The organism is Pseudoalteromonas sp. AS71 (assembly GCF_038900275.1).
Taxonomy (GTDB): domain Bacteria; phylum Pseudomonadota; class Gammaproteobacteria; order Enterobacterales; family Alteromonadaceae; genus Pseudoalteromonas.
Genome location: NZ_JBBMQZ010000037.1, coordinates 1 through 26,687 on the forward strand (window position 1 = coordinate 1; position 26,687 = coordinate 26,687).

The 26,687-nt window shown below is 38.2% G+C and carries 20 protein-coding genes; 5 read left to right on the top strand and 15 right to left on the bottom strand.

Going from position 1 to position 26,687, the window contains the following annotated elements:
* Nucleotides 1–424 precede the first annotated feature (424 nt).
* Nucleotides 425–1,624, top strand: coding sequence for a hypothetical protein (locus WNY98_RS19740; protein WP_342878736.1), 1,200 nt, complete (start codon nucleotides 425–427; stop codon nucleotides 1,622–1,624).
* Nucleotides 1,625–1,865: 241 nt separating this feature from the next.
* On the opposite strand, the gene WNY98_RS19745 is transcribed toward WNY98_RS19740, so the two are convergent.
* The 5 genes from WNY98_RS19745 to WNY98_RS19765 all read right to left on the bottom strand — a co-directional run bounded on the left by WNY98_RS19745 (nucleotide 1,866) and on the right by WNY98_RS19765 (nucleotide 9,839).
* The gene (locus tag WNY98_RS19745; protein ID WP_342878737.1) at nucleotides 1,866–4,694 is read right to left on the bottom strand and encodes a PQQ-binding-like beta-propeller repeat protein; all 2,829 of its coding nucleotides are present in this window, start codon (nucleotides 4,692–4,694) and stop codon (nucleotides 1,866–1,868) included.
* A 597-nt stretch (nucleotides 4,695–5,291) separates the two neighbouring features.
* Nucleotides 5,292–6,056: a 2-keto-4-pentenoate hydratase gene (locus WNY98_RS19750; protein ID WP_342878738.1), complete on the bottom strand. Its 765-nt coding sequence runs from the start codon at nucleotides 6,054–6,056 to the stop codon at nucleotides 5,292–5,294.
* Between the two features lie 105 nt (nucleotides 6,057–6,161).
* Nucleotides 6,162–7,127 carry a hypothetical protein gene (locus WNY98_RS19755; RefSeq protein ID WP_342878739.1) on the bottom strand — a complete coding sequence of 322 codons (966 nt, stop codon included), beginning with the start codon at nucleotides 7,125–7,127 and terminating at the stop codon, nucleotides 6,162–6,164.
* Nucleotides 7,128–7,199: 72 nt separating this feature from the next.
* Nucleotides 7,200–8,393, bottom strand: coding sequence for a family 16 glycosylhydrolase (locus WNY98_RS19760; protein WP_055255549.1), 1,194 nt, complete (start codon nucleotides 8,391–8,393; stop codon nucleotides 7,200–7,202).
* A gap of 237 nt (nucleotides 8,394–8,630) precedes the next feature.
* Nucleotides 8,631–9,839 (bottom strand): AraC family transcriptional regulator, encoded by a 1,209-nt coding sequence (locus WNY98_RS19765; protein WP_342878740.1) that lies wholly within the window; start codon nucleotides 9,837–9,839, stop codon nucleotides 8,631–8,633.
* A gap of 260 nt (nucleotides 9,840–10,099) precedes the next feature.
* On the opposite strand from WNY98_RS19765, the gene WNY98_RS19770 reads away from it, so the two are divergent.
* The 3 genes from WNY98_RS19770 (at nucleotide 10,100) to WNY98_RS19780 (ending at nucleotide 14,653) form a co-directional block, all read left to right on the top strand.
* A complete protein-coding gene (locus WNY98_RS19770) occupies nucleotides 10,100–12,940 on the top strand; it encodes a TonB-dependent receptor (protein ID WP_342878741.1) in 2,841 nt (946 codons plus the stop codon).
* 172 nt (nucleotides 12,941–13,112) lie between these two features.
* Nucleotides 13,113–13,850: a FadR/GntR family transcriptional regulator gene (locus WNY98_RS19775; protein WP_055255552.1), complete on the top strand. Its 738-nt coding sequence runs from the start codon at nucleotides 13,113–13,115 to the stop codon at nucleotides 13,848–13,850.
* 68 nt (nucleotides 13,851–13,918) lie between these two features.
* Nucleotides 13,919–14,653: a FadR/GntR family transcriptional regulator gene (locus WNY98_RS19780; protein ID WP_055255553.1), complete on the top strand. Its 735-nt coding sequence runs from the start codon at nucleotides 13,919–13,921 to the stop codon at nucleotides 14,651–14,653.
* A gap of 88 nt (nucleotides 14,654–14,741) precedes the next feature.
* Here WNY98_RS19780 and WNY98_RS19785 read toward each other — a convergent pair whose 3' ends face one another.
* The 10 genes from WNY98_RS19785 to WNY98_RS19830 all read right to left on the bottom strand — a co-directional run bounded on the left by WNY98_RS19785 (nucleotide 14,742) and on the right by WNY98_RS19830 (nucleotide 26,149).
* Nucleotides 14,742–15,362: a 2-dehydro-3-deoxy-6-phosphogalactonate aldolase gene (locus WNY98_RS19785; RefSeq protein WP_055255554.1), complete on the bottom strand. Its 621-nt coding sequence runs from the start codon at nucleotides 15,360–15,362 to the stop codon at nucleotides 14,742–14,744.
* Nucleotides 15,353–16,360, bottom strand: coding sequence for a 2-dehydro-3-deoxygalactonokinase (locus WNY98_RS19790; protein WP_342878742.1), 1,008 nt, complete (start codon nucleotides 16,358–16,360; stop codon nucleotides 15,353–15,355). The genes WNY98_RS19785 and WNY98_RS19790 overlap by 10 nt, the downstream gene beginning before the upstream one ends.
* Before the next feature lie 17 nt (nucleotides 16,361–16,377).
* On the bottom strand, nucleotides 16,378–17,541 hold the full coding sequence (locus WNY98_RS19795) for a mandelate racemase/muconate lactonizing enzyme family protein (protein ID WP_342878743.1): 1,164 nt from the start codon (nucleotides 17,539–17,541) through the stop codon (nucleotides 16,378–16,380).
* Between the two features lie 10 nt (nucleotides 17,542–17,551).
* Nucleotides 17,552–18,979, bottom strand: coding sequence for an NAD-dependent succinate-semialdehyde dehydrogenase (locus WNY98_RS19800; RefSeq protein ID WP_055255557.1), 1,428 nt, complete (start codon nucleotides 18,977–18,979; stop codon nucleotides 17,552–17,554).
* A 124-nt stretch (nucleotides 18,980–19,103) separates the two neighbouring features.
* Nucleotides 19,104–20,042, bottom strand: coding sequence for a hypothetical protein (locus WNY98_RS19805; RefSeq protein WP_342878744.1), 939 nt, complete (start codon nucleotides 20,040–20,042; stop codon nucleotides 19,104–19,106).
* 46 nt (nucleotides 20,043–20,088) lie between these two features.
* Nucleotides 20,089–20,868, bottom strand: coding sequence for a glucose 1-dehydrogenase (locus WNY98_RS19810; RefSeq protein ID WP_055255559.1), 780 nt, complete (start codon nucleotides 20,866–20,868; stop codon nucleotides 20,089–20,091).
* 11 nt (nucleotides 20,869–20,879) lie between these two features.
* Entirely contained in the window at nucleotides 20,880–22,451 is a 1,572-nt protein-coding gene (locus tag WNY98_RS19815; protein ID WP_055255560.1) for a sugar porter family MFS transporter, read from the bottom strand.
* Nucleotides 22,452–22,651: 200 nt separating this feature from the next.
* Nucleotides 22,652–23,527, bottom strand: a complete 876-nt coding sequence (locus WNY98_RS19820; RefSeq protein ID WP_055255561.1) for an SMP-30/gluconolactonase/LRE family protein — start codon at nucleotides 23,525–23,527, stop codon at nucleotides 22,652–22,654.
* A 17-nt stretch (nucleotides 23,528–23,544) separates the two neighbouring features.
* Nucleotides 23,545–24,708 carry a mandelate racemase/muconate lactonizing enzyme family protein gene (locus WNY98_RS19825; RefSeq protein WP_055255562.1) on the bottom strand — a complete coding sequence of 388 codons (1,164 nt, stop codon included), beginning with the start codon at nucleotides 24,706–24,708 and terminating at the stop codon, nucleotides 23,545–23,547.
* Between the two features lie 19 nt (nucleotides 24,709–24,727).
* The gene (locus WNY98_RS19830; RefSeq protein WP_055255563.1) at nucleotides 24,728–26,149 is read right to left on the bottom strand and encodes a sulfatase; all 1,422 of its coding nucleotides are present in this window, start codon (nucleotides 26,147–26,149) and stop codon (nucleotides 24,728–24,730) included.
* 344 nt (nucleotides 26,150–26,493) lie between these two features.
* On the opposite strand from WNY98_RS19830, the gene WNY98_RS19835 reads away from it, so the two are divergent.
* Nucleotides 26,494–26,687, top strand: a 194-nt coding sequence (locus tag WNY98_RS19835) for a multiheme c-type cytochrome (RefSeq protein WP_342878745.1), incomplete at its 3' end; no start/stop codon positions are given.

The following is a 26,687-nucleotide window of genomic DNA, read 5'->3' on the forward strand; positions in this document are numbered from 1 at the left end:
CAGCCAAAGCTTGGGCCTCACATTACCCGAACTTGGTTAAAGTATTAATTAATTTATGGGTTTATTATCCATACAAGACAATAAAGCAGGACTAAAAACAGTTTGCTCGGTTCCGCTGTTCGCACTGAGCTGTCATTCGGCTCTGAAGTGTTTTTGTCCAAAAGTGAGTTTCATAAAGTTTACTCTGACCCCACTAATTTTAAGTGATCGAATATGTATAATTATATCCCTCTAATAGTGTCTTTAAAGGTCGCATAGCTTTTGAACACCTCAAAGAGCAACTTTTGATCATTAAATTTCCATAAAACTTATCTCAGAAAAAATCAACAGAATTGTTAGTCAAAACTATCCTTAAAGTAGCATGTGGTGTATAAATAATAAGCTAATTAAGGAAGTGTTTAAATTCAATTTGAGAGGATTTGATATGAAAAAAGGAATTTTGTTACTAATAGTTTTTGCTGCTGGTTGTGCTTCAAATGGTGATGATAATTCGCAATCCTCATCTTCAGCCCCAAATAATTGGTATAATGAGCATAAGACACCAATGCACGTTGGTATTGCATGGAAAGGCCAAAAAGGTGCTAATGAGTTACTACAAACTCTGGGCACGTGCGATAAAACTATTTCAGAAACACAACGAGCTGAAAATTATATAGAAGCAGTATCTTATTTGAACTCTGTTAAAAATGATAAAAATAAGTTGAAACAGGCAGAAATTGACTTAGTAAATAAAAAAAATGCTTTAATTAAATTTGCAGCAAGGGGAAATAACTCATCAACCAAATGCTATTTAGATACACTTACAGAAAGTGAGTCTACCTTAGTTATTAGAGATGCGACTACTGGCGCAGAAATAAATTCATCAATTGCATCTACAAGTTATGATGGGCGTGATTATGAGATTGCAATGAAGTGGTCAAAACATACATGGATGCTAGAGCCAACTTTTAATGAAAAATTAGATGAATTAAAGGCATTCGATGAATCAGTATATAAGGTTGGTGTTGGTGTCAATATCGTGGCAAAAATATACAACGCTAAGGCAGGATTGGATTTAACAAACTTACCAGCTTTAGCTTTTCAGATTAAGAATACTGAAACTAAGGGCACGATAAGCTTTAACCGTATAGGTATTAATGGAAAGGTAACAGAACTAATTTTCCCCAGCGCCAGTAAGGATTTATCACCAGAAACACTTTCTCAAGCCATAGGCGGGTTACAAAAAATTCAAATACTTTTGTACACAGATGATGACATAGTTTTGAAACCAACAGTTTTAGGGTATATGAACCCAAATTTAGAAATTAATACGGAAGATCGTGCATGGCTATATATTGGTCACTATCCTGATGCTAATCAAATGCTTTCAGAACAGTTTAAAATTACAGCGTCAGATAATAATCTTACCGTAGCAAATTTATTGGGAGAGACAATAAAAGTAACGGTAAATAGATCTTTAAGAGCCGATAGACCGAGATTTCCAACATATTCAATACCAAAAGAAAAAATGTTCGTTAGTTCGGGTTGTACATTAAAAGTACTTCAACTAGTCAGCGTTGGTTTTGATAAATATTGGGCGTTGGTAAATAAAACTGATAAAGATTCATGTAAAGCACCGAAATAACTCACTTAACAATATGTGGGGTCTGTGTAAACTTTAATAGGTACCCATTATTAACTAAACCCACTACCGATTTTTAGACCCTTTGCACTAACGCATTAATGTCCAAAAATGAGTTTGATCGACCGTCTGTTTCTCGCTCGTAGCTGCCTTACAATTTCTGCTTTTTGTCAGCAACTTACTTTGGACTAAATAGTGCAGGACTAATAAATTTTAATCCCGCACCATAAATTAAAAACCGTAATTACAATGTTGAACTTTGCATGTTTCTAAGGTCTTCAGTAATTTTCACGTCAATGAATCTAAAAGCGCCAGCTAAAACAGGTATTTCTACAACCCCATTTGAATCTGGCGAAAATGTCTCACCTGACAATACATCTACTATCGCTACTGGTGTCACAGAGTTAAATTTAACCTTTGCGACTTTATCGCCTGGGTTTAAATAACCACTATCAACTAGCGTAAGCCTTAAATGCTTTCTAGCTGATTGAGCAACAACCCAAGCGGCTTCTCCCGATACAGTCATTGGTAAAAGATTAGATTTTTCTTCAATCTTATTTTTAATTTGTCTGTATCTAACACTATCAGCAGCCATGACTTGTTCACCATTAGCGTTATAGTAGTTTTTACCATCAGTAATATACTCTTTCATTATATCCTTATAGATAGGGTGCATGTTATCAGCTAATGTACCTCTAACGGTGCCTTCATCTTTAAATTTACCTTGCTGAACAGGGGTAATTAAAACTAATCCTTTAGGAAATTTTGGTATAAAATCTAATCGCCTTTCTTTAGTATCTGCAGCATAATTAGAGTAATCCCACGGCAAAGTTTTTGCACCTGGCCAAGTACCATTTAAGCGACTAAACACATATGGAATAGAGTCTTTTTCTTCATCATAGAACGTAGTCCACTTCACATTATTTGATGTTTCTCTGTAGATTGGATCTGGTTCTTTCATACTTATGTGAACTGGTGACAAGCTTAATAATTCTTCACGCTTTGGTACATAAAGAGCGCCTTTACCAATTAACTCCCAAGCAAGGCTCATATACTCCTGATTGAAGCCGAAGTTATTTATATATCTGGCACCAGACGCTATCTTATATATTATTTGCCTTAGTGCATGGTTGGGGACCATTTGATGAGAGTGTTGGCGTAAACGGTCAAAACTAGGATTGTCTCTTGCGTATCTTTCGCCCCAATTATCTACAGAGCCTGCAGCCCATAACCCCATTCTCCCTGCCACACTCATTTCCATTGATTTATCAGTTGTTTCTTCCATTGCAGGTACAAACGCATCAGCTAAACGCCCAGAACGTAACTCCGACCATTCTGGAGCATATATAGTTGATTGCCAAAATGTATGTTTATTGCGCATAAACAAATTAGCATTATTCTCACTACTAAACTCAGCCAAAGGGTAGAAATGATCATTTAGTACTTTATTAAATGCGTCTCCATGTCCTTCTATCTCTGGATATATATTGACCGTTTTTTTCCCATCGCCACTACTAATAATTCTTTTCATAGTAGCTAAACTAATCATATACGGATCGTTTCCATGCCCTGCCCATTGTGATATCCCATCGCTATTCCCATATCCAGCCGAAAGCTTATTAAACATTTCTTCAGATGATAGTGTATAGTTTTTACGACGGTCTCTCTTATCTCTGTATTTAGGGTTATCAGCAAGAACTTCACTTCTATCCCAGTTCTCTACATTTGGTAGAGTTGAGTAATTTAAAAATACTGGTGAGTCATACAAAGACTCACTTCGCTCGATTGTTGTTGGAATTTCATTTCTACTTTCTGAAATAAAATACACGGGCAAAGGAGCACGCTCTCGCGTAGGCTTTTGAAAGTTAGATAGTTGCCTTTCAATTGCTCTAGTATTTTCTTGTATTGCAGCTAATTTACCTTGAGGCTCTAATTCCTCGTAAGCAGACTTCCAACTTGGGTTAGAAGTATCAATAATATGCACTTGGCTGCCACCACTTTGTGCACTAGCTAAAACCAACTTATTTGAACTTTTATCTTTCCAAATGTCATAATAAGAGTATTTATTTGCAAGTATTTCAGAATCGTTCACGTCAAATGACTCTGGTGTTAGAAGTATCCTAGAGCCAAAAAGTGTCAGGTATGTAGGAGTACCTTCATTCATAACAACTTCTGTTTGAGCAACCCTATACCCAAAGCGATCTATTCTACGTGCAATGTCATTAATTTGACTTTTCTTCTGTGACAGATCATCCAAGTTCATAACAGAAATTGCAGCATCACCTATCTGTGCACTATTACCTAGCGTAAGTTCGTCATTACCATCATTATTAAAATCTACAGTGCGAAGGTCTCCTATCCCCTTTTTAATAGATATTCGACTCTTTTCACTGGGTAAATCAGCAAATGGTTCAAAAATATAGAACCGACCAGAACTCTGAAGGCTATTATTAGTCCCTAGAACTACTAGTTTTTCAGTGCCGTCACTAGATTTTACTGGACGGACGAAATTTACAGTATGAGTTCGAGCTTCAGGCTTGACGCCATCCCCAAACACCCCTTCTTCTGAGTAAGCACTTGATTCAATTGTTTTTAAAAGTTCACCATTAGTAGAGAGGTAATACAAGTTTTTATCGTAACCACCTGCCACAACATACTTTTTATCCGCATCAGAGATTACAGTTACAGAGTTCATAGGGACTTCATTTAGACCAAACGTCCACTTTAAAGAACCATCACTATTAATACAGTAAACATTGCCATCGGCATTTGCAGCAAATACTTCTACAAGTCCATCACCATCGGTATCTTGAACCCAAATATCATGATTCATAAAACCAGAAAGCTCATTTTCCCATAATTTTTCTCCATTAAACTTAAAGGCAGCTACAGTCCCTTCATAACTTGTAGTTATGATTGATGAACCACCTGTCAACATTCCTGTCCTAACTTTGGTAATTGTTCGGTTTGTCTCAATACTTTTAATAGCTGGTTGAGAAGCTTTAACTACAGGGATAACGCAGCCAATTAATAACGAGCTAGCTACCATTGCAGAAATAATATTTATTTTCATAACATTCCTCATATTAAGTTATTTATAACGTGTTGAGGAACTAAATTGTACCTATTCCCCAAATATTGAGTTTATGCTTTTTAAAAATAAGACGTCAAAGATTAGTTGAAATTATTATTTTCAGAAAAAAAATAGCATAAACAATCCTTTATTATTGGTTTTATGAGTACATTAAAGCTAAATTGATAAGGGACACCTCTATTTATAATACATATACTATTATATTAACCTTATGAACCTGCCTTGTTTATTGGCATGTAGAAAGATAATTAAAATTAGTGTAATTACTTTAAATTAAACACAAAAAAACAGGGAGAACGATACCATTAGTAACTTTTACTTTACATAATTTGTAATCTACTAATTTTTACAATTGTTACCAGTAAATAAAATTATATTAGTTACATTTAGGCTATTTTCTATCCAGAGGAGAATTTGGACGCTTATAATGCTGGAGATTTGGCGGGTAAACAGACAGCCCATGCTATTGAAGGCGCTTAAGCTAAGACAGAGTAAAGAGAGCCAGCTTAATTAAACTAGTTCTCTTTAAACTAGCAAACATATTAAACTTAACGAATAACTATTATGGGATAGAATTTATGTTTCAAATTTAACGTGTATTTTACCAAGCCCATCATACGTTATTTGTATCTGTTTATTTATTTCCATTTCCATAAGGCCATTATATGAGCCGGTTATAAACACTTGGTTTTTTTCTAACTTAAACCCATTTGCAGATAAAAAATTGATGGCCCAATAAAGAGGACGTTGAGGTAACTTGCCTGGATGCTGCCCTGTCACATTAGCGCTCTTTTTGCCCTCCTGCTCCACTACGAGCGTTATATTATTACTCTCATATGCTTTTTCCTGGCTTATTTCTGGGCCGATATATACCCCTTGATTAGATAAACCGTCTGCAAGTTTTTCAAACTGCGTAGCTTCGTATTTCTTGCTAAACCTGTTTCCAATAAGCTCTAATGCTAGATGTGCACTACCTATAGCATTATCTATTTGTTCATTTGAGTATGGTTTTAATCCACTTAAGTCTTTATTTAAAACAAAAGCAATCTCTGGTTCTATCAGCGCTTTGCGGTTTTCACTATTTACCAAGCACGTGTCAGTGCCTTTAATGGGTTTATGAAGCAATGGGGCTAGAGTAATTACGCCATTACTTGAAGGAAGCATACATTTCCAACCGTAAACGGTCTCATCATTGAGCTTTATCATCAATTTGTGAATTACTAAAACGTCTTCAATCGAGTCAAGCGTAAAACCTTTAGGAAGATCTGAAGCGCCACTACCGCACTTTCTTTTGCTCAATAAATGCTCTGCTATATGTTGAAGTTTTTCTGAGTTGTTCATTTTATTGCCTTCGGGTAATACACTACTTGTGTCGTGATAAAAAATTAATAATACATTGAACACAACAAAAAACATACTACCTTTGCATTTATCATACATTAATGTTTATTGTAATCTTTTAAGCAAATGTGCGCGCAATTTAGGGCTATGGATTTGCTGAATTAATTCATTCATATTTGCGGAAGATTTGCCTGTATAGTCAATATAGCTTTTGATGGCGAAATACTTCGATTGTTCGCCTTCCAAGGTAAATATCCACTCCCGTGCATCACTTAGTTCATGTTCTGGCCATTGGCTAATAACAGAATAAGCCAGGTTAGGTTGAAATGATGAAGGATAACTATAAAACTCATCCTGTATTTGTTGCGAACTTTTTTTAATCAATACTTGTGCTAATTGTTGCTGAATTAGATATCGGTTGTTAGCTGTTATATCAGTATGTACCTCGAGGTAATTTAATAGTTGTGCGGGTTCTAATTTAGCCCAGTTTTGTAAAAGTCTTAATTTTACCTCTTGCTTCATTTTTTCATTATCTAAATTATTCAGCCATTCGATTGCATCATAGGGGGATACTGCTACTTGGCTACTTAAATAGTCATCTACAATACTTTGATCTGAATGAAGTCTTTCAGAATTTAAAATGATTCTCCCAGCTACGGGTAAGTTATCTGTAATTAAAAAGTGTATTACTTTGCTTATATATAAAGCTTGTTCTGGCGTTTTAGACTGCTCATCCAGCCAATGGACACATTCAAATGGCGCTTCTTTGGCCCAGTTAATCAAATGGTTGCTTATAGTTTTTATACGTAACTCTTTATCTTTAATTAACAATGCTTTATCAAGAATGGCCGTATAAGTTGGCTTTTCTGTTTCAAAATTTTCTGCATGTGAAGCTTTAGGCTTAAGTGTTTCTTTTATGTGTTTTGTATTATTTATTTCAAAATGCATTTGCGCAGAAGTTTCTTCGATAACTTGCTCATTAACGTTTGTTTGTATTAAATAAACACAACCACAGATGATTAGTAAACTAATGCTAATTATCCACTTGCCGTATAAATTTGCCTTTTTCATACCCCCTCCAAAAAATAAGGCCTGAGACCTATAAATAAAGTGCCTCAATCCTTGAGGCTAGTTTAAGTTAGCTTAATTCACCGCTATGGTTAATTTATCTATTTTCCCTTTGTTTTTAGTTTTAACCGTAATCGTCGCAGTGCCTTTATTTTTAGCTTTTACAACACCAGCACTGTTAACAGTTGCCACATTTTTATTGCTTGATGAATAAATGACTTTCTTGTTGGTTGCACAGTTTGGAAGAACTGTGCTTTCTAGCGTTGTAGATTGGCCCTTTCGAAGTGTTTGTTTTGCTGCACTTAGTTGAACACTATTAACAGCTACAAAGGTGTTAGGGCATGACTGCCCCTCCCCTGGAGCAGAGTTGTTATTGCCCACCTTTACCCACGTTCTTACATAATCAACTTCCATTGATGTTGGGAAGCCTTCTGCTGATTTATTCGCTGATGGGTAAAATTGATTACATTTCCATTGTGTATGCGGCGCGCGTAAGCCTTGTGATAATGTGAGGTTCATTTGACGATGCCAGTATAAATTATCTTTTTCACCCACCACTTTACCGTCAACATACCAAGTGATCTTGTCTTTAGTCACATTGACACCATAGGTGTGAAAGTCATTTCGAGGATCGAAAGGTAGATGGTATCCGTTATGATTTGTCTGCGGAAAAGACCCTGGGCGCATCCATGTTGGTTTTCCATTTTTTACTACAATATTGTGTAAGTCATGATCAGACTCTCTCACGGCACTTTTTTGAGTAAGTTCTACTACGTCTATTTCGCTATATTGGACATCCCCTTCTTTCGTTAATGAGCGGTCGATTGTGCTATACATCCAAAACGCAGGCGATACACCAGGAAATGTGCTCGCACCTTTAATTCTTGCTTCGTAATAACCGTAGTTACCTGTAGCTTTTGATTTAGCAACGCCCGAAGTATAATAAAGTGGGTAATTTGCAACTTGCTGCTGGTTACAACCGTCCCAAAATGTCCGTTTATGAGACTCTCGTTTAGTGGTTAATTTTAGTTTGCCATTAGATACCGTCGCATTTTCATTTTTCCAAGACCATACCCCATAGTTTTCTGTTTGAAAGTTCCACTTTGTGGCATCTTTAACGTCAAATTCATCAGAGCGTTTGACTTGCAAAATCCATGTTTCACCAGGTTTTGCGATGGGAGGTTGCGTAGATGCAGCTTGTGATGCTGCACTCAAAAAAAGCATACTTATAGCCGATATAGGGAATACCACAATACTTATAGGTTTCATTTATTTATCCATCCTTTGTTTGTGTGAACTGAGCCATAGCTCAGCAACAAATACAGTGTTATATTCAATGAGTTTAGATTAGCAGGCATATAAACAACCTGTTAAGCAACTCTAACTACTCGCAACAAATTAAGCTGAGCGAGTAGGTTTATTTAATATTTATATACAGCACCAAACCTCAAAAAATGGTTTTATTGTTCTCTAAAAATGGCTTTAAATCGTTATTTAGTTGTAGTTTTAGCTGGAAAAAGTACGTTTAAATTGCTTGGGTGTGTAGTTTGTTCGTTTTTTAAAAACTGTCGCGAAGTAGTTTGAGTTATTAAAACCAACTTCGTAAGCTGTTTCTGTAACAGATTTTTTTAGTAATACTTTTTTAGCTTGTTCTATTCTTACTTCTATAATTCTGTTGTTGATTGTCTCATCCGTTGCCAACTTAAACTGCTTAACAAGGTAAGAGCGACTTACACCAACGGAAAGAGCAACCGTGTCAATATTTATATCGTCGAAATAATTGTTTTCTATGTACAGCATTGCGTTCTGTACAACGCAATTGTTAATTTTAACTTGCTCTGCCTTACTCTCTTTAGACTCACTATTATCTTGCTTTTGCAGTTTACTTTTACAAGGCACAGGCCAAGGTGGGTTTACTTGCCTACTCACACTCACTTTGTCAGCTTTAAAAAAATTTATTATTTGACTATCTTGAGAATTTTTAATTTGCAAAGGAGTGATATGATCGTTTTTAGTTTTAGCTTCATCGTATACTGTCTGTATATCCTTAAACATGGCCCCTAACCAAATTAACCCACATAGACTAGTACCTGAATAATACGTAATCCAATGCTCTGCCATACTCCCCAAAACAGCAATAAAACCTAAACTAATAGCGCTGTATATATAACCTTTATTCTTTGCTTTAGGTACATTCTGCAATAAATAGAAACAGGGGATAATTAGTAAAACTACAAAGGTGACAATCTGAAAGGAGTATATGTGAGTGAGTTTGAGCCAATCAATAGGGGCGATTATTAGCCCAAACCCTTTAAGTACGTTAATTTTAGGATGCGTCAACTCTGTTAAAACTAAAAAGCACACTGAAAATGCTAATCCAAAACTATAACTAAAGTACATGACTGGCTTAGGTAATGTAACATTTGAAAATCTAAAAAGTGCTATTAACAAAGAAGGTAAACCTAGCCAAAAAAATAAAATTGTCCGTCCTAATTGAATGTATGGTTTGGCATACTCAATAGGAAGAATATTAAAAGCAGGGCCGCATAAATAAAAAATAAAAGTCACAAAAAACACTGCAAAATAGTAATACGATGAACCAAAACGGTGTCGCTCTAAAGAGAAGTACACCAACGCAGTAAAAAAAATAGTCGCGACTAACATCGGCACAATGCAACGCAAAAATATACTCCACGTTAACAAATTATCTATCACACCCTTCCGCCTTATACCCAAAATAGATACGTAGTATGTTTATATAAATACAACAAATAGGCTAGCAATAAATTGTAACCAAAGTGTTAAAGTTAATTTTGAAATATGTATTTCACCGTCTTGAGGCTACAGATAAGTAAAAAGCAAAGTAAATTCTTTCCTTGACTCAGAAACATATGATGTTTAGATTTGTGCAATGTATGGCTGGGATTTTACTATTCACACACTGACTTCTATCTATAACAATAAGGAGAGTTACAATGCACACTAAAAAGAAACTAGTACTTGCTATATTAACTTCACTATCAAGCTATCCGTACGCGCACGCTTCCGATGTTTCTGCTAACGCTCAGGACAATGATGATACAGAAATAATTGTAGTGACTGGCGTGCGCTCCAGCCTAGAGGCTGCATCGTCACTAAAGCGCTACAGTGATAGTGTTCAAGACAGTATTGTTGCTGAAGATATTGGTAAATTTCCTGACCAAAATGTTGCCGAATCCCTACAGCGTATACCTGGCGTATCAATTAATCGCGTTAATGGTGAAGGCTCAAAAATAACAGTACGCGGTTTTGGTCCCGAATTTAACGTTGTTACTTTAAACGGACGCACACTGGCAACGTCTGAAATTGGCCGCTCTTTTGATTTTCAGGTATTAGCAGCAGAGCTCATATCGGGGGCAGACGTCGTAAAGTCTCCTACAGCTAAAACGCCAGAAGGAAGTATTGGCGCGTATGTCAACGTTAAAACAGCACGCCCATTAGATAACCCCGGGTTGCATGTATTGGGCTCTATAAATGCCAAATACAGTGAACTTTCTGGCGAAACAAGTCCTGAATACTCTGCGTTATTTAGCAATACGTTTGCTGATGAAACATTTGGTTTTAATATTGCCCTTTCACAACAAAAAAGTGATAACCGATACGATTCAATGGGCACTACCCGTTGGTTATTACTCAATAATGAGCCGGGTGTTATTGAAGGCGACATTCATAATTTAGATGACAATGTGGTTACGCCAACTATGCTGCGCCATGCCGGGCGAATTGAATACGCATTAGGGCAAGAAAGCCGTGAACGCATAGGCATTAATACCAGCTTACAATGGGCACCAGATTCAAGTTTTACCAATACATTTGATTACATGTATACCGACCTCTCGGTAGAAACGCAAACTCAAGGTTTGCAAGCCGGTTTACAGTATCCTAATTGGCGAAATGTGGTTGTATCAGACAACGGTACTATTTTATCAGGCACTAAGTTTTCGGGTAAAACACTGGGCGGAACCGGTGAAAATGTTGATTTTAGAATTGATGGTTTGTTCCAAGAGCTTGAATCAAAATCAAAAACACAGGCATTTGGATTTAATTCTGTAAAAGAATTTGATGTATTAACGCTTGAGTTTGATATAAGCCATTCAATATCAAAATCAACGCCGCGTAGCGACTTATTAGTTCCTAATTATATTTCACCAGAGCGAAACGACAGTTTAAATTTTGATTTTAGAAACACTGATACCGTTAATTTAGACACAACCATTGATTATGCTTCACCGACAAGTGTAAGAGCACATTGGAATCAAGTTTCACATTACGAATTAGAAGACACGATTACGGAGCTGCAAACAAAAGGGAAATACCTACTCGATTTAGAGTTTGTTGAAAGCCTAACCTTAGATTCAATCGATTTTGGTATTGCGTATTCAGATCGTGAAAAAGTAAGAGATCGCTTTGAAACATTCCATGAAGATAACTGTGGTTTAGTAGCACCGAATGCCGATATTTGTGGCGAACTTAGAGATATGCCTGATGATATATTTTCAGCCAGTCCCTATTCAGATTTTTTAAGTAGTGAGTCGGGTAATTTTCCGCGTGACTTTTTGTTTGCTGATATAAATAAATACCATAGTGCTATTCGTGATATGACCAAAAATCCAAATTGGCCAAACGAGCAATATAACGAAATCGCATCATCAAGCGTCACCGAAGAGAAAATAAGTGCTTATTCGCAGTTTAATCTAAGCGGCTTAATTGGTGATTACGATTGGCGCGGTAATTTCGGTGTGCGTTATGTAAAAACTGAAACAAAATCTTCGGGATATGGAAAACGCCGCTTAGGGTATACAGGTGAGCTTGATAATGGCCAACCATTATTAGTTGTAGAGTATACGGATTCAGGAATTCTTGAAGCAGAAAATAGTTATACCAATTGGCTACCCAGCGCTAATTTAAGCATTAACTTATCAGACAATTTATTAGTCAGAGCAGCAGCAGCAAAAGTGATGTCTCGCCCTGCCATCGACGATATTGGTGTGCAAACAACCTATACTGATATGCAAGCAGGCAGTTTTTCGCAAACAGGTGGAAATCCTTATTTAGCACCCTATAAGGCCAACCAATATGACTTATCCTTTGAATATTACAGTGACAGTGGTGATGCATACGCAATTAACTTTTTTAGAAAAGATATATCGAGTTCAATTGGGCAAGTTACCTACCTAGATAGTACCCCTGATATTTGGGATGGAGAGCAATATGTTGATTCTTCGGTTAGTATAGATGGGTACGGAAATGTTAACGAAACCATTAATACTAAACAAAACCAATCTGGCGGAACAATTAGCGGGGTTGAGTTAGCTTTACAACATAATATGGACTATTTACCGCGCTTTTTAAATGGCTTAGGGGTACAAGCAAATTATACGTGGGCCGATACTAAAAACAATAATACTCAAAAAATAGAGCTTCCAGGTGTCACCGATCCAGGTGATAAATTAGAGGGATTTGCCGAAAACTCTTATAACATTGTTGCCTACTACGACAAAAATGCATTTCAAGCGCGTTTAGCCTACAACTGGCGAGATGACTTTTTAAGTAGCCGAGCTGGTATACGCAGTGGTGGATTACCAGAGCATACTGCGGCTTATGGTCAGCTCGACTTTAGTATGTCTTATGCGGTTAACGATAACTTTACGCTAACAGGCGAAGCAATAAATATAACTGATGAACGTACCTATCAATATGCCGATGTAAAAGAGCGCGTTATTAACACCCAATATACTGGTCCGCGTTACCGAATAGGTATACGCGCTAAGTTTTAACGCTTTATTGAAATAACCCAAATTGCTATAAAGATCGCTTATCAGCGATCTTTATTATATACCCACTATATCAGTTTTAAACATATAAACAGCGATTAAAATTAGTTGCAACCCCCTCTATTTTGTACACATTACATTGACCAGCCAAACATAATATGTTTATATTAAAAGTATGAGCGAACTTATATATTACGACCTAAAACAAACATCAGGAATGGCAGCAAGCCTTTCTGTTCAAGTGGCTAAAGAAATTGGCAGACGCATTGTGTCTGGATCATTTGAAGCCGGCAGTTTAATTGATGATGAAGATGCATTAGCTAAACGCTACCAAGTGAGTCGTGTAGTTGTGCGCGATGCTGTTAAAATTTTAGTTAGCAAAGGGCTCCTAGATGTACGCAGAGGTATTGGTACGCGTGTACTACCTCGTGATAGATGGAATATGCTCGACGATGACGTTTTAGCATGGCATTTATCAGCACCACCTAATCGCAAGTTTTTAGAGCAATTAATGGATGTGCGTTTGGCTTTTGAGCCAAAAGCTGCTCGCTGGGCTGCAGAGCGCGCACGACCTGAAGATTTAATCGAAATAGCCGCAGCATGCGAGCGTATGGCAAAAACAGATAACAGCGCAGAAGATTTTATTATTGCTGATTCTTTATTTCATAAGGCAATTATAAGAGCAGCACAAAATAGCTTTTTAGCTTCTATGGAAGGCGTTATTTATTCTGCACTTTTGGTTAGTATTAAAGTAACAAATAAAGATCCTCGCGATAACGGTGCATCTATTCCGTTTCATCGGGAAGTGTACGAAGCCATTGCTGCAAAAGATGGCGATAAAGCCGAATTCCTCACCGAAAAACTCCTAAAAGATGCCAGCTTTCGTCTTTCTGCGACAGTAAATAACAAATAGCCATTGTTTATTGTCGCAAATTCATATAAATAGTACGTATAAATAAATAATACGGACACTAAGATACTATGAGCGAATTAACATACTACGATCTAAGACGCAGCAGTGCCATGTCACCTAGCTTACCGGTACAGGTAGCTAAAGAATTAGGCCGTAGAATTGTTGCTGGCACATATACTCCTGGCACACTGATTGATGATGAAAACCGTTTAGCTGAACGTTTTCAAGTAAGTCGAGTTGTTGTTCGTGATGCAGTAAAAATTCTTGTCGGTAAAGGGCTTTTAGATGTACGCCGAGGCATTGGCACTCGTGTAAAAACCCGTGATAACTGGGCATTGCTTGACGATGATGTTCTTGCGTGGCATTTAAGCGCCCCACTTAATCCTGAGTTTTTAACTCAATTAATGGAATTTCGTTTAGCCTTTGAACCAAAAGCCGCAAGTGTTGCTGCTCAGCGTGCAACGCCTGAAGATATTAAAGCCATTGAAGATGCGTTAAATGAAATGCAAAGCTCAGTAAGCGATTTAGATAAATTTGTGATTGCTGATGCGCATTTTCATGGTGCTATACTTCGCGCTTCACACAATGAGTTATTTATATCTATGGAGTGTGTTATTTTTTCAGCTTTACTTGTGAGTATTAAAGTTACGAACCAAAGTGCAGAAAGTAATCATGCTTCTATTCCATTTCATAAAGAAGTATTTGATGCAATTGCAAAAGGTGACAGTGATAAAGCGCTCGCTTTAACCGAAAAGCTATTAGCGGACGCTAAAGCAAATTTAGCCAAATTAATGAATATCTAAATTAAATAGCGGCACTAACAAATCATTTAAAGTGAGAGGAATGATTAGCTAATGCCGCAAACACACAACGCTTTTAAAACTTAATTATTTATAGGTAGTATTCAGCATACTTCTTGGCATTAACTGTAAATTCCTCTAAACCCATTCCGGCTTTATACAAGCCGCTTCCTAAACCAAAACCAGATGCCCCTGCATTAACAAATTCATCCTGGTTTTGCGGTGACACACCGCCAACAGGGTAAATATTAATACCCGAAAGCACGGTAGTAATTGCTTTTAAACCTTTTGGTCCGGCTGTATCTGCTGGAAAAAACTTAAGCGCGTCTGCACCGGCATGTAATGCAGCAAACCCTTCAGTCGGAGTGTAAAACCCTGGTACGCAGTACAGTCCCTTTGATTTACTAAAACGGATCAGCTCTACATCGCTATGCGGCGAAATAATAATACGCCCGCCCGCTTCAATCACTTTTTCAACTTCGTTTTTGGTAACAACGGTGCCTGCACCAATAATCGCTATATCAGCGTATTTTTCGCTTAACAGTTCAATGCTTTTAAAAGCATCTGGAGAGTTTAATGGCACTTCAATAACGCGGTAACCGATATCAATAAGCACCTTTGCATAATCGAGTACTTCGTTAGGTGTAATACCGCGCAAAATAGCAACTAATGGTAATTGCTTCATTGCTTGTGTAAGTGAAATTAATGACATTTTTGGCTTTCCTTATCAGTGATAAACCCTGCTTTTACAGCAAGCGTAAACATGCCTATTGTAGAAGCGGTTGAACTGCTTAAAATAGAAGACGTAAATCCGAGCTCTTTTAGGGCTTCGCAATAAAGTGTGTTTAAACTGGAATTACCAATCAGATAGACATGTTTAATATCGTTGAGCTGGGTTTTGATACCCGCAAGCTCGGCGCCAATCAATAAACCCGAAAGGTAACTTGGAACATGCTCTGCTAATAACTGCTTATCTAATTTTAATGTACGTGCACTAAATAAAGCGCTCAATAAGCTAGTTTGAGTTTGACTAACACCTACTCCTTTTATAAAACTAGGTATGTCTGTCTGTGTAATATCTAATGAATCTAGGCCATCGCTTAAAATGCTATGCTTAGACAGCAAATTAAACATTTCGCCAGTCATAAATGTACTTAAACTCGTTATAACCGTTTTTTGCTGAGTATCCTTTGCAACTTCAACCCATTTTGAATGCGTCCCAGGTAAGCAAAACATAGTTTCACTTAATGTTTTATTGCTAAGCTCACCAGATTGCTTTTCCACAGCTAAAACAGCCCCAAAAACCTGCACCTCTTCACCACGCATTACATCGCATACATTATTTTCCATCACATACTTTACGCCAGGAACAATACGAATATCTAAGTTAGATTTATTTTTTGCAAGTTGTAAATTATTTGCCATGTCAGCTGAGGTACAAGGCGCATTTACATAACCTGTATCTTGCCAGCCAATTGCGCCACCCACCATGCCAGCCATCATTATGGGTAGTTTTTTGTCTGCTATCCACGGTGAGATATAACCGAGCAACACGGTTTCTATACAGCCGTTTTTTATATTTAATACACCAAGATCGCCGTTTACGGTATCTAAAATAGCGCCTTCGTTATTGATTAAAAAAGCTCTAAAATTAGAGCTTCCCCAATCAACAACAATCAGCGCCGGTAAGTTACTATTGCTGTTGTTCATCAAGCTGTCCTTAACTATTAAATTGATACTTCGTAATGTTTAATAAAATCAAGGTCGGGCTCAATACCAAGGCCTGGACCTTGTGGTAGCGCAACAGTTCCGTTGTTATTTTTAACTTGCTCGTTAATATTTAGAGACTCTTGCAATAACTGCTCTCTAAATAAGTTTGGTGTTGTATCGTACTCAAGCATAGGCTGTACAGGATGCGCAGCACCTGGCAAATCAGGCAGTGCAGCCAATAAGTGTAGGTTAGTGCCAACCGCAATAGCCGAGCCCCATACATGGTTTATTACAGGCACAAAATGCGCATGAGCCATAGCTAATACTTTTTGATATTCGGTAATACCACCGAGTGCACACACTTCTGGCTGGAGTAAATCAACGCAGCGGTTTTTAATTAAATCTCTAAAGCCCCAGCGTGTAAATTCAGCTTCGCCACCGGCAATGCTCATATCAAGTGCTTCACATAAATCGCGATAGCCTTGGTGATCCTCTGGTGCAACCGGTTCTTCAAACCAGTACACGCCTAAATTTTGCAGCTCTCGACCTAGCGGAATAGCTTCTCGCGCAGTATAAGCATGGTTAGCATCAACCATTAAACGCATATCACTGCCAATTCCTTTACGCACGGCCTCAACCAGCTTTACATCACGCTCTGGCGAAAGGCCTATTTTCATTTTCATGGCCGTAAAGCCCATTTCTTTAATGCGTTGGCTTTCTTCGGTAAAACGCTCTTCAAGGTTTGGAAACTTTTGTAGCATCATGCCGTAACCATAAGCCGGAATACGGTCTCTAAAAGCCCCCCCTAACAACTTATAAACGGGCTGATTTAAAAACTTACCTGCAATGTCCCATAGAGCAATATCAACGCCAGATAACGACTGAATTGGCATGCCTTTTTGACCATGATCGCGTAATAAGTTGTAAACTTTGTGCCAAATAACGTCTCTGTCGAGTGGGTCCATTCCCAAAATCATGGGCTGAATCACATGCTCAACAATTGTTTTATTGGCAAACGCAACGCCGCCACCACCAAAGCACTCGCCCCAGCCAGTAATACCTACATCGGTACGTACTTCAACCAAATGCGCGGTACGTTTAGCATAGTACTGCTGAGAATAACCTAGCTCTTCATCTAGGTCGTATTGTAAAACGTGGCTAATAATTTGAGTTATTCTCATTGTCTGTTCCTTAAACCTTTAACGCACGTGAAACACGCTTGTAGACGAGGTAATCATCTAAAGCTAATAACGAGCAATCAGCCCCAACACCCGATTGTTTAATGCCAAAGTGCGGTAAATTAATACTGTACTTAATCCCGTTTACTTGTACTTCGCCAAAGCGTAAGTGCTTAGCAAAATAAGAAATGGTGTCTTCGTTTTTGCTAAAAATAAATGAGCTTAAACCAGCGTCTGTGTCATTAGCATCGCTAAGCACTTGCTCGTTATCGGTAAATGTAATAATGCTAATAACAGGGCCAAATATTTCGTCTTTGTATATTTTCATGCTCGAATCAACATTTGTGAGCACGGTTGGTTCGTAAAAATATCCATTAACGCCGGCAGGCTTTTTACCCCCTAGCTGCAATTTTGCCCCATTTTGCTGTGCGTCCTTCACAAGCTCATCGATACGTTGCCATGAGTTGGCATCCATAACGGGGCCCATATCAATAGCCTCATTTTTATCAAAACCAACTTTTACTGCTTTTGCACGAGTAAGTACTTTTTCAATAAATTCATCAGCAACGCTTTCGTGTACAAAGACACGATTTGGGGTAACACAAATTTGCCCTGCATTAGCAAATTTAACACCACAAATTACATCTGCTGCGTTATCTAAATTTGCATCGCTACATACAATAGCCGGCGCATTACCACCAAGCTCCATCGAATAACGCTTAATTGAAGTAGCACCTGTTGCAATGACATGTTTACCTACATTAGTAGATCCAATTAAGGTAAGTATAGAGGGGATGGTTGATGCTGAAATGGCATCGCCGACGGTGCTATCAGTGCCCGAAAGTATGTTAACTACACCTGCTGGCAAACCGATTTGTTCACATAATTCGCCTACAGCATAAGCAGACAAAGGCGTTTTACTTGATGGTTTTACTACAAGCGGACAACCAGAAGCCATTGCAGGGCCTAATTTATAAGCCAAATTTAATAATGGAAAATTCCATGCTAAAAATGCTGCTGCTACACCAACAGGCTCTCGCGAAAGAACATGGCTGTGTGTACCTTCATTATCTTTTAATTCTTCATCGGCGATATTAACAATAGCGTCGGCATAGAAGGTCAGACTATCAACCAACATTTGATAGTCATCAGCGGTTGAGTCCCACGGTTTTGCCATCTCTAAATGAACGCATTCACGTAGGTGCTCTTCATTTTCAATTACAGCATCACGCAGTTTAAGCATCCACTGTGCACGCTCTTTTGCTGGAGTCGCTGACCAAGTTGCAAACGCGCTTTGCGCAGCATCAAGTGCTAACGACGCTTCATTTATACCCGCTGCTGATATTTGCCCAACAGCTTCAAGCGTTGCAGGGTTAATAACATCAGTTGAAACATCACTGGTTATCAATTTACCGCCAATATACAGTTGTTTAGAAAGCATTCTGTCGCTCCATTATTATCTACAACACCCACAAGGGCTAAATGATCAAAGAAAGGCACGGCGGCCTTAATACATAGCAACTATTTAAACATATGATGTTTGAATGAGCAAACAGAAAATACATTTAGTTAACAAAAAATACTAGTCGCCAAAACTTAGTTTGGCCTTTTTCTACTATGCCTTGTTCACTACTTTGTATTGAATGTTGCAAGGAATCGCTATTACCTATACACGGTTCTATCCCCAGTACAAAAGGAGCTGAAGCTCCAGTTGCAGACCAACCATTGTAATTAAACCAAAGCCCTAAGTGACTTATGCTTGCTGATGAAAATTCAAACCCGCAGCTTTGCTGAGCTTTATCATCAACCAGTTTTACAATTATATTTTGATCTTTATAAGTACCCGTATTTAAGTGTTTGCTAAAAACCTTACTTGCAAAACCACTGTTATAGGACATAACTTTATTTAGCGGAGGGACTTTAGTTGAGCACTCACTCCAATTAATAAAGGCACTATTAACGTTATAAAAACGACTAAGCCCTTCGTCAACTTTAAACTCCATATGTTTGCTATTTATTAAAATACGCATTTCTGGTTCTACGGCAAAAATAGGATGCGCTGACCAAACAAATGGGAGATTATGAGTTGAGTTATTTTTTACATAGTAATCAACCAGTAGCCGTTTACTGTGTTTTTTTAAGATAAACGTTCTAATAAATGTAAAAGTAGAGTCAAAAACCTCAGCTTGTAAGCTAAGTATTATTTCTTCATCGCTAATATGGGTATTAGTTATTTGCCATGCTTGGCACCACAACTCACCGTGATCATGTGAAAAGTGCGCTTTATTGGGGATATGTTCGTACAACTGAGGAGTAATACCCGGAAAACATTCATCCCAACCACCGCTATCATGCTCAGAAAAATCATTATTTTTTGCAGGTTTTAAAGTGATTTGTTTATCGTGAACAAGCCACTCTCTATTGTGTTTTAAGCTTACAATAGAGATGACTTTTGCACCCAACTGAGGAATGACAGTGATAGCAAGCTCACTATTTTTTAGCAAAATAGCCTCAAAACCATGAGCTTTACAGTGTGTTAAGTTAAGCACCTTAATCGTGATAGATTACAGAACGGCCGCCATCAATAATGAGGCTTTGCCCTGTCATAAAACTCGAATCTGAACTAGCTAAAAACACGGCTGGATAAGCGATTTCTTCAGTTGTTCCATTTCGTTTTAGAGGATGTACATCACCCATTGCTTTTCGTGAAGCTTTCGGATCGTCTGTTTGCTCCCATGCTTTAAATGCCATAGGTGTTTCTATCATGCCTGGGCATAGTGCGTTTACTCGTATATTGTGCTTTGCGTATTCAACGGCTAAATTTTTGGTTAATCCTATAACCGCGTGCTTAGTTACCGCATATGGAAAATACCCCGGTACAATTTTATAAGAATGCACAGAACCTACATTTATAATACTGCCACGGCCTAACTCTTTCATATGATCAAGTACGGCTACAGCACACTGCCACATACCTTCAACGTTAACCGCAAAGCTATCACGCCACATTTGTGGAGTAACGTCACCTACGTTTCGCCCGGGGCTAATTAAAGCCGCGTTATTAACTAAAACACTAGGCTTGCCGAGCTCATTAACTACTTTTTCAACCATGTTTTTTATAGCCGTTTCATCGCTAATATCGGTATGAGCAAAAATAGCATCAAACCCTTTGCTTTTTAGCTCTGCTACAACACTTTCGCCCATTTCTTTATTTATATCAGCAACACACACTTTAGCGCCTTGCTCACAAAATATGCGTGCTACAGTTTTTCCAATTCCATCGGCTGCACCAGTAACAATAGCAACTTCGTTTAATAATCGTGATGACATAGATATGTTCCTTATTTATTGAGCCCAGGGACCAAATCGCGTTCAATAGCCTCAATAGACTTACCCTTAGTTTCGGGTAGTATGAATGCCATAACAATACATCCTACAACAGCGACCCCTCCATAATATAAAAACGTATTTGCTGCGCCCATGTTCTCTAATTGCCAAGGGAAAAACTGCTGAATACTCCAGCTAGAAATACTCTGTACTAAGGCGGCAAAGGGTAGCGCTACACTGCGTACTCGGCTTGAAAATATCTCCGAGAATATCACCCACATGATTGGCCCTATCGACATATTAAAGGCGGCTAAAAATGCAAATAATCCAAATAAAACATACGCAGGACTAATATTTATAGAAGCATTGATAATTGCACCGGTGACAACTGGTAGCTCTTTTTTACTGTAAATAGTGGCTAAGTCTGCTTTTAGTGCAACATCAGTACTATATATTTTATTTTCGAAAACGTGCAGCTTTGTAATATCTACTTTTTGCTCTGCAACTTTGGATATTGCCTCACTGTTGAGTGAATACGTGGCATTTTCAAAGCCATGCCAAATTGATATATGCGCAACAGCAATAAGCAATAAACCGGTAATTGTTAATGCTCTTCTGCCGAGTTTTTCAACAAAGAATATGGCGACTAATGTAAATAATACAGATACCCCACCAAGTACTATTGTTTGTAGAAATGAGTTTTCAACGCTCATACCTATTTGTTCAAACACGGTAGGCGCATAAAACAGTACGGCGTTCATGCCGGTTGCGCCCTGCACTACCGCGTAACATACAGCAAGTAATACAACAAAACGCATAGGCTTACTAAACAATACTTTAAGTTGCTCTAGTGCACTGCTTTTTGAATCTTCTTGGATGGTTGCTTTAATATCGTTGAGTACTACTTCGGTATCGGCGTTATTGATTCCCATACCTTTGAATACAGTGCGTGCTTCTTCATCACGTTTTTTGCTCATTAACCAGCGCGGCGATTCAGGAATCGTCATTAATAACGAAAACCAAATAATATTAGGCACAATTTCAAAGCCAAGCATATAGCGCCAAATATTGGCTTCATTTAACCATTCAATTGAGCCCATATTTTTAACAAAAAAGTAATTAACAACAAACGCAAATAAGCTGCCCAAGGTTATAAGCAACTGATTAACTGATACAAATTTGCCTCGTTTATTAGCGGGTGCAATTTCACCAATATACATGGCTGAGACGGTTATGGAGGCAAATGCGACCCCCCCTATAAAGCGGCCAACAACCAGCATGGGGTAACTTACCGCAAAAGCAGAAATAACCGTTGAGAGTGAATACGTTAAAGCAATGCCAATAAGCACCTTTTTACGACCAAATTTTTGGCATAAAGTACCTGTAAAAAACAATGCGATGATTACGCCAACAATGGCGCAACCCACTACATTACCTGTTTGTAAACTGGTTAGCTCAAACTGCGAACTAACATAACGTAACGCCCCCGATATATTGGCCGCGTCTAGGCCAAATACAAATCCGCCAAATGCTGCAATGAGGGAGTACTTAATTGCTTTTGTTGATTGTGTGTGTGTGTCTTTCAATGTATTACCCTTAGTTTTATTTATATACTTTTACTGTGTTGGTAATAAGTGCTCTACAACATATAAAAGAATAACATTGATAGAATTAGTAAAAACAATATAAACATATGATGTTTATGTGTGCAATGTGTTTTTCCTCTCACATCTAATCAATGTAAGAGGAAAAACACAAAATTAATATTTAAAGTGAATACGTAAAATTAAAAGCCGGCTATTTTAACGCAAGGCTCTGATACGCCTTTTACCGCATTTTTAAATGCAAGCGTAGCGCCGTGAGGTATAGTATCAACTGGGGTATCTTCTAGGCCACATTGTGCTGACGTTACGTAAAGTGTTGTACCGTCATCGCCAAACGCTGGGCAGGTAGGGCGAGGTGTTTGAGTCGCCAGGCTTTGAATTACCTTAGCTTCGGGCGATATGCAATCTACACGTGCGCCATCCCAAAGTGCAATCCACATATTGCCTTCGCTATCAATTACAGCGCCATCAGGCGAAACTTGCGTATTTGAATAGTCAAAAAATACAATAGCATCACCTGTAGGATGTCCTGTATCAATATTTACATTAAAATAGTAAATTTTTTGAGCAGCGGAATCTGCGTAGTACGCTTTAGCGCGTTTTTTATCAAAGCAAATACCATTAGGTATAGTTAAATCACTAACAACTTGAGTAAGTACGCCGTTATAAAAACGATATATAGCCCCTTCGTTTTCTTTTGCATCGCCGTGCATTGTGCTTATCCAAAACCCACCCCACGGATCGGCACGCCCATCGTTACTGCGGTTGTCAGTTTTATCTGCTTCAACGCTGCACAAAAAAGTTTGGTTATGCGTGCTGGTATTATAAGTATTTAGGCCTTTGTCACTTGCTAGTAATAAGGTTTCCTTGTTTACCCACGCAAGAGCGGTAACCATATCATCTAAGTGTTGCTCAACTTTATGGTCGCCTTTTTTACTGTGCAAAATATGGTTTGGAAAATCAACCCAATAAAGCGTTTGTGTGATCGGGTGCCACAAAGGGCCCTCGCCTACAAAATTTAGTGTGCTGTCAAAAACAGTTGCTGTAAGTGTGTTCATTTAATTCTCTAAACAAGTTACCAGTTAGTATGAGAACCATCACGCTTTGATAAATGCGGCGCTTCGGTTTCTACAGGGGTTGCCAATCTGAACGCGGCTTCGTTCACTTCAACACCTAAACCAGGTACTTCAGGAATAGTAAACTTATTACCTGTTAATACATGCTGCTTAGGAAAAAGAAGTGGATCATGGGCGCCAAACTCACTAAACGGACCTTGGTGTGTTTCCATTAAACCTAAATTTGGTAGTGCTGCTGCAAAATGATTTGTTGCTGCTGTACACACAGGACCAAGCGGGTTATGTGGCATAACATCTATATAATGTGCCTCAGCCCAGCCTGCTACTTTCATCGCCTCCGTTAAGCCACCAATGTTACACACATCTACACGTAAATATTGAGTAAGCCCCTGCTCTATATAAGGCTTAGCTGCCCATTTAGAACTAAATTCTTCACCAATAGCAAAAGGAATATGCGTTAAAGTACGCAGCGTTTTATATGCATCAGGAGACTCATGGCGAATCGGCTCTTCAATAAAATCGAGTGTATCGGGCTTTAAACGTTGGCAAAACGAAGCGGCTTCAGCCACGCTTAATCTGTGATGGTAATCAATACCGAGTGTAATATCAGGCCCAAGTACTTTACGCAGCTCATTTAAGCAGCGAGCTGTGCGCGTTATAGATTCTTGTGGTTCAAAAAAAACAGGGTCGTCAAAACGACTCGGTATTACTCTAATTGTTGTCCAACCTAGCGCTATAAGTGCTTTTGCTTCTTTAACTAAATCGTCAAATTTATCCGGATCGGCTTCTGTATAACAACACGCAAAACACGCTATGTGCTCACGTTGTTTACCGCCTAAAAGTTGGTACACCGGCACTTGTAATGATTTACCTAAAATATCATAAAGGGCAATATCAATCGCTGAAATAGCGGCCGTAATTACACGGCCACCTTCAAAGTAATGGCTGCGGTATAATTCTTGCCAAATACGGCCAATTTTACGTGGATCTTGCCCTTTTAAAAATCCAGCAAAGTGATGTATCGCGCCAATAACTGCTTGCTCTCGATTTGATAAGCCCGATTCGCCCCAGCCAACTATGCCACATTCGGTTACTACTTTTACTAATAGCTGATTACGTTTTCCTACGCAGCCTAAAAGCGCTTCAACAGATTCTATTTTCATTATTATTACCTATGCGTTATTAAGGTTGAGTTGCTGGTAAACGATATTTATCCATGCGGTCTATATCGTATTTTTCGTATTTTCTTTTTAATAACCAGCGCGGACGCTCTAACGTTAATTCCCATTCAAACAATGATTTAAACATAGTTTTAACACGTTCAGGATTTTTTGCTGCTAAATCTGTTTGTTCACTAATGTCTGTGCTTAGGTCGTATAGCTCTGCAGGGCGGTCTGGGTAACGAATAAGTTTCCAATCGTTATCGCGTATTACAGCTCTGTTCTCTTTTTTCCAATACATCACTTTATGTGGGCGTGCTGTGTTTTTACCTTGTATATAAGGGAGTAAGTCAACGCCATCAATATCATTACCTAACGCTTTACCTTGTGCGGCACTGTAAAAAGTAGGCAGTAAATCTAGTGTGCTTACTGGGTAGTCATAAACAGAACCAGGTTTAATATGCTTAGGCCAACTCATTACAAACGGTACTCGAATACCGCCCTCTAGCTGGTTAGACTTGGTACCCGCGAGAGGTGCATTATTTGATGCGTTTTTATCAGAAGGACCACCGTTGTCGTTTGAAAAAACCACAATAGTATTGTCATCTAAACCTAGCTCTTTAAGTTTATCAAGTACATAACCACTGGCTCTGTCTAGCCCTAGGGTCATTGCAGCAAGCTCTTTGCGTTTACCGGTTAAATGAGGAAATTTTGCTAAGTCTTTAGGGTCTGATTCAAGCGGGGTGTGTACTGCATTGAATGCTAAGTAGATAAAAAAGGGTTCATCTTTATTTTCTTCAATATATTTTACAGCTTCTTTACCTAACTCGTCGGTTAAATACTCTTTTGGCTCTTCGTAATTACCAAAGTTGCGTTCTAATTTTTTATCAAAAAAATGTTTGTTTCCATTTTTCATTTCTTGTTCTGAATAGCTAAAGTAGCTTCTGTCACCACCTCTAAACCCTAAAAAGGTATCAAAACCACGCTTTAAAGGATGAAACCTGTCGGCGTCACCTAAATGCCACTTACCAAATACCGCTGTTTTATAACCTTGCTCTTTAAGGTAATCTGCCATCGTTTTTTGATCTAGCGGCAAGCCCATATCGGCACCTTTTAATGCAGAGTTATCACTCATAAAACCCGGTACATTAATTTCTTCATAGCCAAAGCGTTGTTGGTACTTACCTGTCATTAAACCTGCGCGTGAAGGACCGCAGGTAGAATCACTTACGTAACCTTGAGTAAAACGTACACCGCTTTGGGCAAGTTTATCTAAATTAGGTGTTTTAAGCTGCGTACTACCTTGAAAGCCAAAATCACCAAAACCTGCGTCATCAGCAAAAATTAAAACAATATTAGGTTTTTCTGTTTGTGCTTTTGCCATTGCATTAGCACTAACGCAAAAGCCTAAACATACAGAAAGAAGAACAAGTAGCTTATTCATCACAGTTTCCTATTTAATATAATAGTTAAGCACATAGCTAAAAAATATTAATTACACCATAGCTAACATATTGGTTATATTAGACTATTACGGATAGTTAATTTAATGGTTGAGTTGTAAATAATGAGTTTATAAATCACAATATCGCTACACTAAACAAAACATAACAATATTGCAAACATATGATGTATGATATTTTGAAATTAATTTTTCAATTTCTCACTATTACTTAAGCCTAATACCAGCGTCAGCTTAAAGGCAAAGCTCATTTATTGAGTACTTAGCTACGACCTGTTATTTAGTTTTAAGTATGCATTGGTGTGCTATTAAAGGTGGATTCTAAAATGATAAATATAAAAAACAGCCTTTTTGCTGTTCTTTTTTTATGCAGTTGTTTTTCAGCGATTGCAAATGAGGAATGCCAGTCTTGTCATCAACAACAAACCCATGATTGGAAACAGTCAGACCATGCAAGTTCAATGGCTTTAGCCAATGAAGATACCGTGCTTGGGGATTTTAATAATGTAACTACTACCCA